The organism is Flavobacterium antarcticum DSM 19726 (genome assembly GCF_000419685.1).
GTDB lineage: Bacteria > Bacteroidota > Bacteroidia > Flavobacteriales > Flavobacteriaceae > Flavobacterium > Flavobacterium antarcticum.
This window is the reverse complement of record NZ_ATTM01000003.1, coordinates 148,971-163,339: the sequence shown is the minus strand read 5'-3', so window position 1 is coordinate 163,339 and position 14,369 is coordinate 148,971. Positions and strand designations below refer to the sequence as shown.

Below are 14,369 nucleotides of genomic sequence, written 5' to 3'. Positions count from 1 at the left end.
ATCTGATTTTGAAATTAAAGAATTTTTTTTCATCCTTATTAAATTACCTAAAAAAACATCCGATCAAGTCGGGTGTTTTTTTTACATTATTGGTAGTTTATTATTTCAGTTTGCCTTCTCCATTATTCAAAGTTCCATATTCTACGGTTGTTGAAAGTGTAGAAGGAAGATTGCTTGGCGCCAAAATCGCTAATGATGGACAATGGCGGTTTCCTGAAAATGACACGCTTCCTGAAAAATTTAAAAAGTGCATTGTAACTTTTGAGGATCAACATTTCTACCAACATCCCGGATTTAATCCTGTGGCGGTTTTTAATGCAATGGTTCAAAACTACAAAGCTGGAAAAGTGGTTCGTGGTGGAAGTACGTTGACGCAGCAAGTTATTCGCTTAGCGCGAAAAGGCCAAAGTCGGACGTATTTTGAAAAAGCAATTGAACTTGTTTTAGCAACTAGACTTGAGTTTCGATATTCCAAAGATAAAATTGTAGAATTATATGCAGCTCACGCTCCTTTTGGCGGAAATGTCGTTGGTTTAGAAATGGCTTCTTGGAGGTATTTTGGTTTAAAGCCAAATCAACTTTCGTGGTCTGAAAGTGCGACATTAGCCGTTTTACCAAATGCGCCAAGTTTAATTTTCCCCGGAAAAAATCAAGAATTACTTTTAGCAAAAAGAAATTTATTACTTCAGAAATTAAACAAGAATGGAACAATTGATTCCGAAACTTATAATTTGGCTTTAGCCGAACCATTAGTGGGAAAACCTTTTCCTCTTCCAGAATTAGCGCCACATTTAGTGCAGAAAATGGCTAAAACTTATGGAGGAAAAAAAGTGCAAAGTAGTATTGATTATGAAATTCAATCGCGGGTAAATGATTTAGCTGCGAATTATTACATCCAATACAAACAGAATGAAGTTTACAATTTAGCCGTCTTAGTTCTAGATATAAAAACGCGGAAAGTGGTGGCTTATGTAGGAAATTCTCCCACAGATAAAACACACAAAAAAGATGTTGATATTATTCAAGCTGCGAGAAGTACGGGAAGTATCTTAAAACCTTTATTGTTTGCGGGAATGTTGGATGCTGGAAAAATTTTACCCAATACATTAATTGCGGATGTTCCCACACAAATTTCGGGCTACACACCTGAAAATTATGATTTAAGTTTTGATGGAGCCGTTGCTGCAAGACGAGCATTATCGCGTTCGTTGAATATTCCGTCGGTATTGATGTTGCAGGATTTTGGTGTCAATACGTTTTACGAGGAATTACAAAAATTCAAATTCACAACCATAACTAAACCTGCAAATCATTATGGATTATCTCTAATTTTAGGTGGAGCTGAAAGTAATTTGTGGGATTTGTGTCGAACCTACGCTGGATTATCGTCGACTTTAAACTACTTCAACGCTAATCAAGGAAAATACAGAAAGAATGAATTTGCTGAACCGCTTTTCTTGAAAAATGAAGCTATAGATTTTGGCAAGGAAAGTTTTCAGAAAACTATTTTGGGAGCGGGCTCGATTTATCTGACGTATCAAGCGATGGAAGAAGTGAATCGGCCACAAGAAGACGAAGCTTGGCGCTTCTATGATAGTGCTAGAAAAATAGCGTGGAAGACCGGAACGAGCTTTGGAAATCGGGATGCTTGGGCTGTGGGAACTGATTCTCGTTATGTGGTTGGAATTTGGGTAGGAAATGCAACAGGAGAAGGTAGACCAAAACTAACTGGAGTTGAAAGTGCAGCACCCATTTTATTTGATGTTTTTAATTTATTTCCAAGGTCGAATTGGTTTCAACCGCCTTTAAATGATTTAGAAGAAGTGGAAGTTTGTCAGCACAGTGGTTCCCTTGCAAACGAAGGTTGCCCGACACGAAAAGAATGGATTCCGTTGAAGGGAAAAACTTCTGCTTTATGTTCGTATCACAAGCGAATCCAACTTGATGCTTCTGAAAGATTCCGAGTGAATAGCAATTGTGAAGCGATTGAAAATATGGTTGTGAAATATTGGTTTGTGTTGCCTCCGGTGATGGAATGGTATTATAAAAGCAAACACATTGACTACCAAATGTTGCCTCCTTTCCGCGAAGATTGCGTTGGAAATACAGCTGGAACAATGGATTTTATTTATCCAAAAAACAACAGCAAAATTTACTTGACCAAGAATTTTGATAGTGATGTCCAACCTTTAATTATGAAAATAGCGCATTCGCAAAGTGATGCCATTTTGTATTGGTACGTTGATGAAGTTTTTCAGGGTAAAACTACCGTTTTCCACGAAAAATCGATTTTAGCGAAAGCAGGAATACATCGAATTACTGTAGTAGATGGTAATGGCAATGAGATTAGTAGGAAGATTGAGATTGTGAGGTGATAGTACACGTAACGGATAAAAAAAGCCCCGAAATTTTCGAGGCTTTTAGAAGTATTATTTTAATTTAATATGCAATTCATTCAACTGTTTCTCATCAATCGCAGATGGAGCATCAATCATCACATCTCTTCCCGAATTGTTTTTAGGAAACGCAATAAAATCACGAATTGTTTCTTGACCGCCTAAAATGGCTACCAATCTATCCAATCCAAAAGCTAAACCTCCGTGTGGTGGCGCTCCGTATTGGAATGCATCCATTAAGAATCCAAATTGATTTCTCGCTTCTTCTTCCGTGAAACCTAAATATTTGAACATTAATTCTTGTGTCTTTTTGTCGTGAATTCGTATTGAACCTCCACCAATTTCATTTCCATTCAAAACCATGTCGTAAGCGTTTGCTCTCACTTTTCCTGGATCGGTTTCCAATAAAGCCATGTCTTCTGGTTTTGGAGACGTGAATGGATGGTGCATTGCGTGGTAACGACCGCTTTCTTCGTCAAATTCTAATAAAGGAAAATCAACTACCCAAAGTGGAGCGAAAACCGCTGGATTTCTCAATCCCAAACGTGTTGCTAATTCCATTCGTAAAGCAGAAAGTGCCGATCTTGTTTTATCCGCTGGACCCGAAAGCACAAAAATCATGTCGCCTGCTTTCGCGTTTGTTGCTTTTGCCCATTTTGCCAAATCTTCTTGGTCATAAAATTTGTCTACTGAAGATTTGTAACTTCCATCTGCTTCACATTTCACGTAAACCATTCCTGAAGCACCTACTTGAGGACGTTTTACCCAGTCAATTAAAGCATCAATTTCTTTTCGAGTATAAGTGGCGCAATTTGGCGCTGCGATTCCAACTACCAATTCTGCTGCATTGAATACAGGAAATTCTTTATGCTGTGCAACTTCATTCAACTCGCCAAATTTCATATCAAAGCGAATATCTGGTTTGTCGTTTCCGTAGGTTTTTATAGCGTAATCGTATGTGATTCTTGGGAATTTATCAACTTCAATTCCTTTAATTTCCAATAGTAAATGACGTGTCAACCCTTCAAAAATATTTAAAATATCTTCTTGGTCTACAAACGCCATTTCGCAATCGATTTGTGTAAATTCTGGTTGTCTATCCGCTCTTAAATCTTCGTCACGGAAACATTTCACGATTTGGAAATATTTGTCCATTCCACCCACCATCAACAATTGCTTAAACGTTTGTGGTGATTGTGGCAAAGCATAAAACTGTCCTTCGTTCATTCTACTTGGAACCACGAAATCCCTTGCTCCTTCTGGAGTCGATTTGATTAAGTAAGGCGTTTCCACTTCACAGAAATCCAAATCAGAAAGGTATTTTCTAACTTCCATCGCAACTTTGTGACGAAATAAAAGACTGTTTTTAACTGGATTTCTTCGGATGTCCAAGTAACGGTATTTCATTCGGATATCTTCCCCACCGTCTGTTTCATCTTCAATTGTGAAAGGAGGCGTGATGGCTTCGTTTAAAATAGTCATTTCAGTTACTAAAATTTCAATTTCACCCGTTGGAATGTTCTTGTTTTTCGCTTCACGTTCGATAACCATTCCTTTAACTTGAATTACAAATTCACGTCCAAGCGTTTTTGCTTTTTCAAAAACAGATTTTTCAGAGCGACTTTCGTCAAAAATCAATTGCGTAATTCCATAACGATCGCGTAAATCGACCCAATTCATGAATCCTTTATCGCGTGACTTTTGAACCCATCCAGCAAGTGTAACTTCGGTATTGATGTGAGAACTATTTAGTTCGCCACAATTATGACTTCTATACATATCAAAATTTTAGATTGCAAAAGTAATTAAAGTAAAATGACTCTCCTCTTTGTTCGCTGAAAATTTTATTTTTGATAAAAGCACTTTGTTTTCGTTAATTCGATTTTAAAGTTTTTGTGCTTACGATTACGGAAATACAAATATTTTTAAATTTTAACAAGTGAAATCGGTTTAAATTCGTGCAATCTGTGTAGAAAGAAAATCGAATCACGCGAAATAATTTCACATCGAAATAAATAAAAAACTATATTTGGTATTCGAAAAATTTAATAAACATTTATATGAAAAAAATAATCACAGGAATGTTAGTGGGAATGTTGTCTCTTTCGGCTTTCGCCCAAAAAAACTACATGACGTTTGAGGCTAAAATCGACAACAAAAATGGCGAAAAACTCTATATTTTAGGGCCAAAAAAGTATAAGAAAGAATTTGTGTTGAATAAATCAGGTGTTTTTAAAGATACTTTGATGGTTTCGGAAGGAATGTATCGTTTGAGTGATGGCGTAGAAAATACTTCCTTATTCTTGAAAAACGGGATGGATTTGAAATTGAAAATGGATGCAAAACTATTTGACGAAAGCATCGTTTACAGTGGAAAAGGAGCGAAGGAAAATAACTTTCTAGCACAAACCGCTTTAATTGAAGAAAATTATAATTATCCTGATTTACTGAAAGCCGACGAAGCGATGTTTGAAAAAATGGCGATGGCTAAAAAAGAAGGAGATTTAAAACGATTGAATGATTCAAAATTAGACGTTGCGTTTACAACTTTGTACAACAAAGAAATTGAAGGCTCGATGATGGGATTGAAGCAGTATTACCAAGAGGAATTGGCATTGCAAAAATTGAATAATGCTCCGTCACCAACATTCAACTATGAAAACCACAAAGGTGGAATGACGAAGTTAGAAGATTTGCGTGGAAAATATGTGTATATCGATGTTTGGGCAACTTGGTGTGGACCTTGTATTGGTGAAATTCCGCATTTGAAAAAAGTAGAAGAGCAGTTTCACGGAAAGAACATCGAGTTCGTAAGTATTTCAATCGATACTAAAAAAGATTACGAGAAGTGGAAGAAATTTGTAGTAACGAAAGAATTAGGTGGAATCCAACTTTTCGCAGACAACGACTGGAATTCTGATTTCGTAAAAGCGTATGGTATTAACGGAATTCCGCGTTTTATCTTAATTGACCCAAAAGGAATGATTGTAGATGCTAATGCACAACGACCATCTTCGCCCGCTTTAACAACACAATTGGAGAAATTATTAAACTAATTTAACTTCTTTTAAAATAGTAAACCGTCTTTTTAAAGACGGTTTTTTTATGCGATTTACTTTCAAAGCAAACCCAAAAAAATAACCTCAACAATTAAGTTGAGGTTATTTATATAAATCTAATTCAATTACAAGACTGACAACCGAGAACTAATAACTTCCTCAACTGACCACTGACCACTAAACAACAGCTTCCTGATTTCTCAATCTTCTATTCTTCAATCTAATTTTGAATTTCTGTAATAAAAAGAACATCACCGGAATAATTACTAACGTCAAGAACGTTGCGAAAACAAGGCCGTAAATTACAGTCTTCGCCAAAGGTCCCCAGAAAATTACGTTGTCACCACCAATGTAAATATTTGGATTGTAATTAATGAATAAGTTGAAGAAATCAATATTCAAACCAATTGCAAGTGGCACTAAACCTAGTACTGTTGTAATTGCGGTCAATAACACTGGACGTAATCTAGAACGACCTGCTTCAACCATAATGTCGAAATATTCTTCTCGTGATAAAAGTTCCTTTTCACCCATTCCTTTTTCGTCCAGCTTTCTATCGATAAGCAATTGGGTGTAGTCAATCAGAACAATCGCGTTATTCACCACAATTCCGGCGAGCGAAATAATTCCCATCATCGTCATGATAATCACGAAATCATTGTTGAAAATGACCATTCCCAAGAACACTCCTCCAAAACTCAACAATACCGAAACCATAATGATTATTGGTTTTGAAATAGAATTGAATTGTGCAACCAATATTAAAATAATTCCACCCATTGCGATTAAAAGTGCGTTCAGTAAGAAACTCATGTTCTTCGCTTGCTCTTCTTGTTCACCTGTAAAAGCAAAAGTGATATCGTCTTTCATTTTATAGTCGGACAACTCTTTTTTGATTTTCTCAACGATTAAATTTCCGTTGTAACCTCCAATAACATTCGAATAAACCGTAATCACTCGTTTTAAGTTTTTACGTTTTATAGTGTTAAAAGTATTGGAATCTTTCGTCGAAGTAATCGCTGAAATTGGCACTTGCACTAATTTTCCCGAAGCTTGGTCTCTAAAAGTGACAGGCTGATTGTAAATAACATTATTGTCATTTCGCTGCTCTTCTTCCATCCGAACATTGATTTCATAATCGTCTTTTCCTTCTTTATAAGTTGAGATTTTTTCACCATAAACCGCACGACGAAGAGTTTGTCCCACTTGTCCTGAAGTAATTCCAAGTCTGCCCGCTTTTTCAACATCCACCGAAATATCAACTCCTGGTTTTGATTTATTAACGTCAATTTTTAATTCTTCAATTCCAGCAACATTTCGGTCGTTTAGAAAATCTTTCAAACGATGTGCTTCAAGCAACATATCGCCATAATTTTCACCAGTAATTTCTATGTTCACCGGATAACCAGCCGGAGGACCGTTTGCTTCTTTTTCAACAATTATCGAAACGCCAGGGTAACCTTGAACTGATTTCCGAATTTCTTCCATCACGTCCAGACTGTTGATTCCTTGTCGGTATTTGAACTCACGCATCGACAAAGTCACTTTTCCACGGTGTGGCATTTCGTTTTCTGAGCCACCATCCGTTTGCGGATTTCCTGCTCCTTGACCCACTTGTGCAACCGCAGTTTCAACCATGAAATTCTTGCCATCTTTCTCGTATTTATTGGCAATAGCGTACACTTTTTTCTCGATTAATTTGGTAAAATCATTGGTCTTTTGAATATCTGTTCCTTCTGGAAATTCAATGTAAACCATGATTTGGTTCGGCTGATTTTCAGGGAAAAACAAGACATTTGGTTTTACAACGCCAACTAGAATAAAAGACAGAATTAAGACCCCAAACGTTCCCAAGAAAAACCATCTTGGCCGTTTTGCTGTTAGAGCGTATTGCAAAAACTTTTGATAATTATTTTCTAAACCAACTAAACTTGTGGCTTGAAATTTATCCATTCTTTTGAGTAGGAAATATTTGTAAACCCACATCATTATGGCGAAAAACAACATTAAGTTTCCAATTCCTCTTGCGAAACCAATATCCTTAATCAATCCGAATATTAAAATTAAAGCTCCAATTCCACCAATGATGGCACTTATTGAAATTAATTTCTTGCGAGGCATTTCTTTTTCTTGCAACTGCATGAAATCTGCCGTCATTGTCGCATTGATAATTAACGCCACAAATAAGGATGAAAACAAAACTACAGAAAGCGTCATAGGGAAGTAAATCATGAATTTACCCATCGTTCCCGGCCATAGTCCTAATGGAAAAAAGGCTGCCAAAGTTGTTGCTGTAGAAGCAATAATAGGCCAAGCGATTTCGCCAATTCCTTCAATCGCCGCTTGCTTGCGAGACATTCCTTGACTCATTAATGAGTAGACATTTTCGACAACAACAATTCCATTATCTACTAACATTCCTAGTCCCATTACCAATGCAAATAGTACCATCGTATTCAACGTAATTCCAAACGACGCTAAAATCATGTAAGACATGAACATCGAAAGTGGAATTGCAAATCCTACAAATAATGCGTTTCTTAATCCTAGGAAAAACATTAAAACGATGATTACCAATAAAACTCCAAAGATGATATTGTTTACCAAATCATCCACTTGAGCAATTGTTTTTTCAGACTGGTCGTTCGCGTAAGTCACTTTTAATCCTTCTGGAAAATAGTTTCCTTGAGCAGTTTCAATAATAGATTTTACGCCGTCCACAGCTTCCACCATGTTTTTACCACTACGCTTCTTGATGTCAAGCATGACGACATTATCGCCAAAATCTCTTGCGAAGGTAGTTCGCTCTTTTTCTTTGAAAACAATCGTAGCGATGTCTTTCAAATACACATTTCCGTCTTGCTGTTTTACTACGATGTTCTCTAGTTGGCTTGGATCATTGATCTCACCAATTACACGAATGTTTTTCTTAACTCCATTACTCGTTACGCTTCCGCCTGAAATGGTTTTATTCTCGTATTTAACCGCATTGATGATGTCGTCAAAACTAACTTTTGCCGCACTCATTTTGTAAATATCTACTGCAATTTCAACCTCTTTATCATCTACACCGCGAATCGCCGCTTCCTTAATTTGCGGCAAACGCTCTACACGTTCCTCAATATATTCCGCATAATCTTTCAACTTTTGCGAAGGAAAATCACCCTTTAGATTGATATTTAAAATCGGCACTTCTTCGGCAATATTCAAGTCAAAAACATTCGGCTCTACTTTTCCGCCACCATCAATTGTTGGCCATTGCGTATCCGATTTTACTTTATCAACTTTATCTTTTACCTTTTGTTTGGCATCTTCAACAGAAATATCTTCGTCAAATTCAACCAAAATCATAGAGTAATCCTCCAACGTATTCGACGTAATTTTAGTTACACCCGAAATATTATTGAATTCTTCCTCCAAAGGTTTTGTAATCAGTTTCTCAACATCTTCAGCCGAGTTTCCAGGATTGATTGAACTAACGTAAATTTTAGTTTCTACAATCTCTGGAAAACTCTCGCGTGGCATCGCATAATACGATAATAATCCACCGATAAGCAAAATCGCCGTGATGACATAAACCGTCATTTTATTATTAATCGCCCACGTCGAAATGGCAAATTCTTTATTTATTTTATTACTCATGAGTTATGTATTTATGAGATAAATTTATTTGATGATTTCAATACTTGCACCGTCAGTCAAGGCTTTCGCTCCTTCAGTCACAACAATATCACCCGGTTTTAAGCCTGATTTCACTTCCACCATTGCTCCAGAAGAATAACCAACTTCGATAATTCTTTGCGCAACTTTAGGTTCTTTATCGCCACTAACTACAAAAACAACTTTCTCGTTTAATGCGTTTTCTGAAATGATATTCTCAGGAATTAACAAGGCATTTTTGCTTGTGTAATCTTCAATTTTCAAAACAGCCACTTGATTTGGACGTAATAAATTGTCTGGATTTGGCACCGCGATTTCAATTCCAAAAGTTCTGTTATTTGGATTGATATAAGTTCCAACTTGTCTTACTTTTCCTTTATAGGTTTTGCCAATAGCGTTCAAATACACTTCAACCGTAGCTCCTAGTTTCAATTCACTTAAATAATTCTCAGGAACATTTGCAGTTACATACATGTTTCCAAGATTAACAATTCTAAACAATTCTTGACCTGGCGCCACAACCTGTCCGCGTTCTGCAATTACTTCATCAATCGTTCCTGAAAACGGAGCACGAACTACAGTTTTAGACAATTGCGCTTGCATTTGTACGACAGCTTTTTGCTGACTTTGATAAACAGTTTGTGCTTGCAAATATTGAATTTCCGAACCAATCTTTTGGTCCCAAAGATTTTTCTGTCTGTCGAAAGTCGTTTTGTCTAAAGCTAATTTGTTTTGGGCTTGCGCTAATTGAGCGCTCATTCCGCCATCGTCAATTCTTGCTAAAACTTGTCCTTTTGAAACTTTCTGTCCCGCTTTTACATTCAATTGCGTCAATACACCTGAAAATTCTGGGTAAATCAGAATGTTTTCTTTCGTATCCACATTTCCTTGAATTTCAATATAATGTGTAAACGCTGAATCTTTTACAGTCAACGTTTTCACTAAAGGATAACGTTTCGTGTCGTCTAATTTGATAATTGCTGCATCTAAGTCAGCCATTTGAGCCGCTAATTTTTCATATTCAGCGTGAATTTCTTCTCGCTTTTTCTGAATTTGGGCCAAGTCATTTGTTTCAATTGTAGCTTGAACTTCTTTAGTCGAAGCATCGCCACAGCTGTATAATGTGAAAGCGATTATGGTAAGGGCAATTATTTTTTTCATTATAGTAAGTTTAAGATTGATGATTATTCGTTTGTTTGAATCAATTTGTCCAATGCCGCTTTCGTATTAATTACGTCAACCATTGATTGCAAATAATTTTGTTGTGCTTTATACAATTGTTGCTGTGCGTCTGTAAAGTCAAAACTTGTTGAAATTCCTTCTGTGAATTTTACGTTTTGTTTTCTTTCAATTCGTTCTGCTAGACGCAAATTTTCTTTTGCACTTGCATATTGTTCTACTCTAAATTCATAATCACTTTTTGCAGTTTGGTATTGCAATTGTAATTTTTGTTCGGTTTCTGTTTGTTGCGTCGTTGCTTTTTCAAACTCAATTTTTGCTTGTTGCGTTTTCGCTTGACGACCGAAACTACTGAAAATTGGAATATTTAATGACACTCCAAGATTCGAATAATTAAACCATTTTTGGTCTGCGCTTGTAAACTGAAAATCGTCTCCAAAAGCATTGTAACCAAAATTCATATTAGCAGAAAGATTTGGTAACGCTTTACTTTTCTCTAATTTTAATTCTAATCTTCTTTGGTCAACCAGGTTTTCACTTATTTTATAATCAATACTGTTTTTTACTTCGAAAGCTGGAGCTGCAATAGCAAAATCTAAATTCGATTCGCTCAATTGCTGCAACTCATCTGTAAGAATTAATTCGTTTTCCAAAGGAATTCCTAAGTCGATTTTCAACATATTCATCGAAATTTCTTTTAATCTCAACGTGTAATTCAAATTACTTACAATAGAGGAAAGCGTAATTTTCAACTGCTCTACATTTTCTTCTTCAATCAAACCGTTCTTGAACGTTTCATTGGTATCGAAAAGCGTTTTATCTAAAGTTGTCTTATTTTTATTTAAAATGCGAATGTTCTCTTCTGCCAAAAGTACGTTCCCATAAGAATTGATTACCATTTCTCGAACTTCATTCTTATTTTTCTGCTTGTAGTTTTGGTAGTATTTCAAATAGGTTTTCGACGCTTGAAGTGCTACAATATAAGAACCATCAAAAATGATTTGGGTCAATTGCGAACGAGCATTCATAGAATGTTTTGTTCCAAAAGCTAACTCAGCAAATTCTCCCGGTTGTCCGCCAAAAAATTCTGCTGGAACTAACGATTTCTGCAATTCGAAGTTATTGGTGTAATCAATTCCTGCGCTAATTTGGGGTAAACCCGCTGCAGTTGTTTCCCACTTCTTTTGTTTTGCTGCATCAATATCCCGACTCGCATTAATCGAAGAATAATTGTGTTCGATGGCGTAATTGATGGCTTCTTCTAGCGAAAAACTGTAGGTTTTAGGTGTGTCATTTTGAGCAAATAAGAATGCTGACAGTAGAAGAAAGGTGATTAAAAGACTATTCCTTTTCATTATTAATTATGTATTTGAGCTATTTGATGTTCTAATTCTGTAATTCCTTTTGGCGTTGCCATTGCCCGAATGTGGTATTCTAAAGCTTTAAATTCTAATGCAGCTGCATCTCTTTCGTACATTGTGTCTTCATTGATTTGAAAAATTAGCATGTAGTAGAAATTGGCGTAATCATCGGAGTCAATTTCAGCTCTAAAGTAGCCTTGCTTGATGCCTTTCTCAATATTTTGGACAAACCAAATTTTGCATTCTGAGACTTGCCGTTCGTGCACTTTCTGATAAATCTCTGGATAATGCTTTTTCAATTGATGAACGGGCGATGTTTCAGAAGACTTAAACATGTCTCGAAAATAAGCGGTCACTTTAAAATTTCCTGCAATCGCATTATCGTTTTCAGTTAATATTTTTGAAATATTTAGGTGAATTTCGTCCTGAACATGTTCAATTGTTTTCTCAACTAAGATTTCTTTATTGGCAAAAAATTTATATAACGTTTTTTTACTGCACGACATTTCTTGAGCGATATCGTCCATTGTGATACTTTTAAATCCCAATTTCAGAAACAGTTCTCTTGACTTGTTGATTATTTTACTTTGCATCATTCCCTACTTCATTTAATTTCAGGTACAAATGTAAGCCGGAAACTTCGAACACCACAATAGTTTCCATAGTTTTTATTCTTTATTTAACAATCGTTTTTGCAAATAGCATTTTTAATGAGGCGGGAATAGATTATTTTAGCCAAAAAAATAAGACAGACATGCGTTCCATCAAGCAGTATCAAGAATTTATCGAAGAGTATTTGTCCGCCCAACAAATTGTGCGTGAGCCAAAAAATCTGTATGAACCGATTAGTTATATCTTACTTTTGGGCGGAAAAAGAATTCGCCCGACGCTTACTTTGATGACGGCAGAAATTTTTGGTGCGGATTATAAGGAAGCTTTACCAGCAGCTTTGGCAATAGAAGTGTTTCATAATTTTTCGTTGATTCACGACGACATTATGGACGACGCACCTTTGCGAAGAGGAAATGAAACCGTTCACGAAAAGTGGGATTTGAATACGGGAATTCTCTCTGGTGATGCAATGTTGATTTTGGCTTATCAATATTTTGAGCAATACGAGCCAATCATTTTTAGAGATTTAGCCAAATTATTCAGTAAAACGGCAATTCAAGTTTGTGAAGGTCAACAGTGGGATGTGGATTTTGAAGACCGCGAAGATGTTGCCATTCCAGAATACTTGAAAATGATTGAGTATAAAACGGCCGTTCTTGTTGCTGCAGCAATGAAAATGGGTGCTATTATTGCCTCCACGACAACGGAAAACTGCGACTTGATTTATGATTTTGGTTTGAATTTGGGGTTGGCGTTTCAGTTGCAAGATGATTATTTAGATGCTTTTGGTGATCCAGCCACTTTTGGAAAGCAAGTAGGCGGTGATATTATTGAAAACAAAAAAACGTATTTGTACTTAAAAGCACAAGAATTTTCTTCCGCAGAACAGCGGGAAGAATTGAAACATTTATTCTCCATTCATCCAAACGACACCACGGAAAAAGTAGAATCGGTTAAGAAAGTTTTTGAAAAAACAGGTGCTGCAGATGCAACGCAACAAGCAATAACAGACTTTACGATGAAAGCTTTTGAAACGTTGGAAAAAATGAATATTTCGGATGATAAAAAAGCAATCCTACGTTTATTTGGGGAGAAATTAATGAGTAGAAATGTCTAGTTATATTGCACCAATATCGAGTGAACACCTTTTAGCGGAAGCCGAAAAAGAAAATTTATACCAGAAACTAATTGATCAACTCAACAAGGATTTTACCTTGGCAAATGAATCGATTGATATTCCTGACAACACTTCGCCCGATAATTTGAAAGTGATTTTACATGAAAAAATCTACAGATTAATTCAATATAAATTTGCCGAATACTTGAACTTGCTTTATATCGTTGACGTTTCTGAAAGTGAAATAAAAAAGTTAGACGGCTCTGATATTTCTGAATTATCAGGACAAGTGGCTTTTTTGATTTTGAAAAGAGAATGGCAGAAGGTGTGGTTTCGGAATAAATTTTAAAGAAAATCAGCTGCGAATTTTGAGCTTTTTCCTTAAAAATAAACTCTAACAAACGGCATAAAAGCTTCATTATAAACGTTGTTGCTGTCTTTAAACAATACATTATATCTGACACCAACCGTAATGTTATTTGTGCGATAACCGGCACCTAAAAACAGAGCGGTATTCCAGAAATTGTCTTTGAAATCAGTGCCGTCGTAAGTGGTGTTAACTCTCAATTGCTCTAATTCAGCTGAAAGTTGGATTGCCTGAATGGGATTTACAAGACCAATGATACTTGCTCCATAAATGTAAGATTCAAAATTATTTTTGAATTTCACGTAACTTCCTTGAACTCCACCACCCACTGAAAAATAATCATTCACATCATAAATAACACTTGGTGCGACAACAATATTGGTATAATTTGAACCAAAACTCAATCCCAAAGTTCCTCCAAAGTGTACTTTGTCTGAAAAAGGAGGTTTGTGTTGTGCAACAGTAATTTGGCTGCTTAGAATTACAACAAAAAGAAGTAAAAGTGTTGATTTTACGGATTTAAAGTATTTCATATTGGTTTTAAGATAAGTTTAAGTCATAAATGTATAAAATATTTATTAGACTGTAGTAAATGTTGTACTTTTGCGGGATTATTTT

The 14,369-nt window shown here is 35.9% G+C and carries 10 protein-coding genes; 4 read left to right on the top strand and 6 right to left on the bottom strand.

Annotated features, from left to right (window positions below):
* The first annotated feature begins 2 nt into the window (after positions 1-2).
* Positions 3-2,375: a penicillin-binding protein 1C gene (pbpC, locus tag YWA_RS0106020; protein WP_051126932.1), complete on the top strand. Its 2,373-nt coding sequence runs from the start codon at positions 3-5 to the stop codon at positions 2,373-2,375.
* A gap of 54 nt (positions 2,376-2,429) precedes the next feature.
* On the opposite strand, the gene aspS is transcribed toward pbpC, so the two are convergent.
* On the bottom strand, positions 2,430-4,175 hold the full coding sequence (gene aspS, locus YWA_RS0106015; RefSeq protein ID WP_022827596.1) for an aspartate--tRNA ligase: 1,746 nt from the start codon (positions 4,173-4,175) through the stop codon (positions 2,430-2,432).
* A gap of 281 nt (positions 4,176-4,456) precedes the next feature.
* Here aspS and YWA_RS0106010 point away from each other — a divergent pair, with 281 nt between their 5' ends.
* A complete protein-coding gene (locus YWA_RS0106010) occupies positions 4,457-5,452 on the top strand; it encodes a TlpA family protein disulfide reductase (protein ID WP_022827595.1) in 996 nt (331 codons plus the stop codon).
* A 180-nt stretch (positions 5,453-5,632) separates the two neighbouring features.
* On the opposite strand, the gene YWA_RS0106005 is transcribed toward YWA_RS0106010, so the two are convergent.
* Genes YWA_RS0106005 through YWA_RS0105990 form a run of 4 tightly spaced genes read right to left on the bottom strand, consistent with a single transcriptional unit; the run spans position 5,633 to position 12,251 of the window.
* Positions 5,633-9,097, bottom strand: coding sequence for an efflux RND transporter permease subunit (locus tag YWA_RS0106005; protein WP_022827594.1), 3,465 nt, complete (start codon positions 9,095-9,097; stop codon positions 5,633-5,635).
* A gap of 24 nt (positions 9,098-9,121) precedes the next feature.
* Entirely contained in the window at positions 9,122-10,276 is a 1,155-nt protein-coding gene (locus tag YWA_RS0106000) for an efflux RND transporter periplasmic adaptor subunit (protein ID WP_022827593.1), read from the bottom strand.
* Positions 10,277-10,299: 23 nt separating this feature from the next.
* Positions 10,300-11,649 carry a TolC family protein gene (locus YWA_RS0105995; RefSeq protein WP_022827592.1) on the bottom strand — a complete coding sequence of 450 codons (1,350 nt, stop codon included), beginning with the start codon at positions 11,647-11,649 and terminating at the stop codon, positions 10,300-10,302.
* A 2-nt stretch (positions 11,650-11,651) separates the two neighbouring features.
* Entirely contained in the window at positions 11,652-12,251 is a 600-nt protein-coding gene (locus YWA_RS0105990; protein ID WP_316928400.1) for a TetR/AcrR family transcriptional regulator, read from the bottom strand.
* A gap of 158 nt (positions 12,252-12,409) precedes the next feature.
* Here YWA_RS0105990 and YWA_RS0105980 point away from each other — a divergent pair, with 158 nt between their 5' ends.
* A complete protein-coding gene (locus YWA_RS0105980; RefSeq protein ID WP_022827590.1) occupies positions 12,410-13,384 on the top strand; it encodes a polyprenyl synthetase family protein in 975 nt (324 codons plus the stop codon).
* Positions 13,377-13,733, top strand: a complete 357-nt coding sequence (locus YWA_RS0105975; RefSeq protein ID WP_022827589.1) for a hypothetical protein — start codon at positions 13,377-13,379, stop codon at positions 13,731-13,733. Before YWA_RS0105980 ends, YWA_RS0105975 begins: the two co-directional genes overlap by 8 nt.
* 32 nt (positions 13,734-13,765) lie before the next feature.
* Here YWA_RS0105975 and YWA_RS0105970 read toward each other — a convergent pair whose 3' ends face one another.
* Positions 13,766-14,284, bottom strand: a complete 519-nt coding sequence (locus YWA_RS0105970) for a porin family protein (RefSeq protein WP_022827588.1) — start codon at positions 14,282-14,284, stop codon at positions 13,766-13,768.
* Positions 14,285-14,369 lie beyond the last annotated feature (85 nt).

Excerpts from the sequence above, each read along its gene's own strand:
- YWA_RS0105990 (WP_316928400.1), bottom strand. The coding sequence starts at position 12,251 with ATGATGCAAAGTAAAATAATCAACAAGTCAAGAGAACTGTTTCTGAAA.
- YWA_RS0105975 (WP_022827589.1), top strand. The coding sequence starts at position 13,377 with ATGTCTAGTTATATTGCACCAATATCGAGTGAACACCTTTTAGCGGAA.
- YWA_RS0106000 (WP_022827593.1), bottom strand. The coding sequence starts at position 10,276 with ATGAAAAAAATAATTGCCCTTACCATAATCGCTTTCACATTATACAGC.
- YWA_RS0106005 (WP_022827594.1), bottom strand. The coding sequence starts at position 9,097 with ATGAGTAATAAAATAAATAAAGAATTTGCCATTTCGACGTGGGCGATT.
- YWA_RS0105970 (WP_022827588.1), bottom strand. The coding sequence starts at position 14,284 with ATGAAATACTTTAAATCCGTAAAATCAACACTTTTACTTCTTTTTGTT.
- YWA_RS0106010 (WP_022827595.1), top strand. The coding sequence starts at position 4,457 with ATGAAAAAAATAATCACAGGAATGTTAGTGGGAATGTTGTCTCTTTCG.
- YWA_RS0105995 (WP_022827592.1), bottom strand. The coding sequence starts at position 11,649 with ATGAAAAGGAATAGTCTTTTAATCACCTTTCTTCTACTGTCAGCATTC.
- YWA_RS0105980 (WP_022827590.1), top strand. The coding sequence starts at position 12,410 with ATGCGTTCCATCAAGCAGTATCAAGAATTTATCGAAGAGTATTTGTCC.
- aspS (WP_022827596.1), bottom strand. The coding sequence starts at position 4,175 with ATGTATAGAAGTCATAATTGTGGCGAACTAAATAGTTCTCACATCAAT.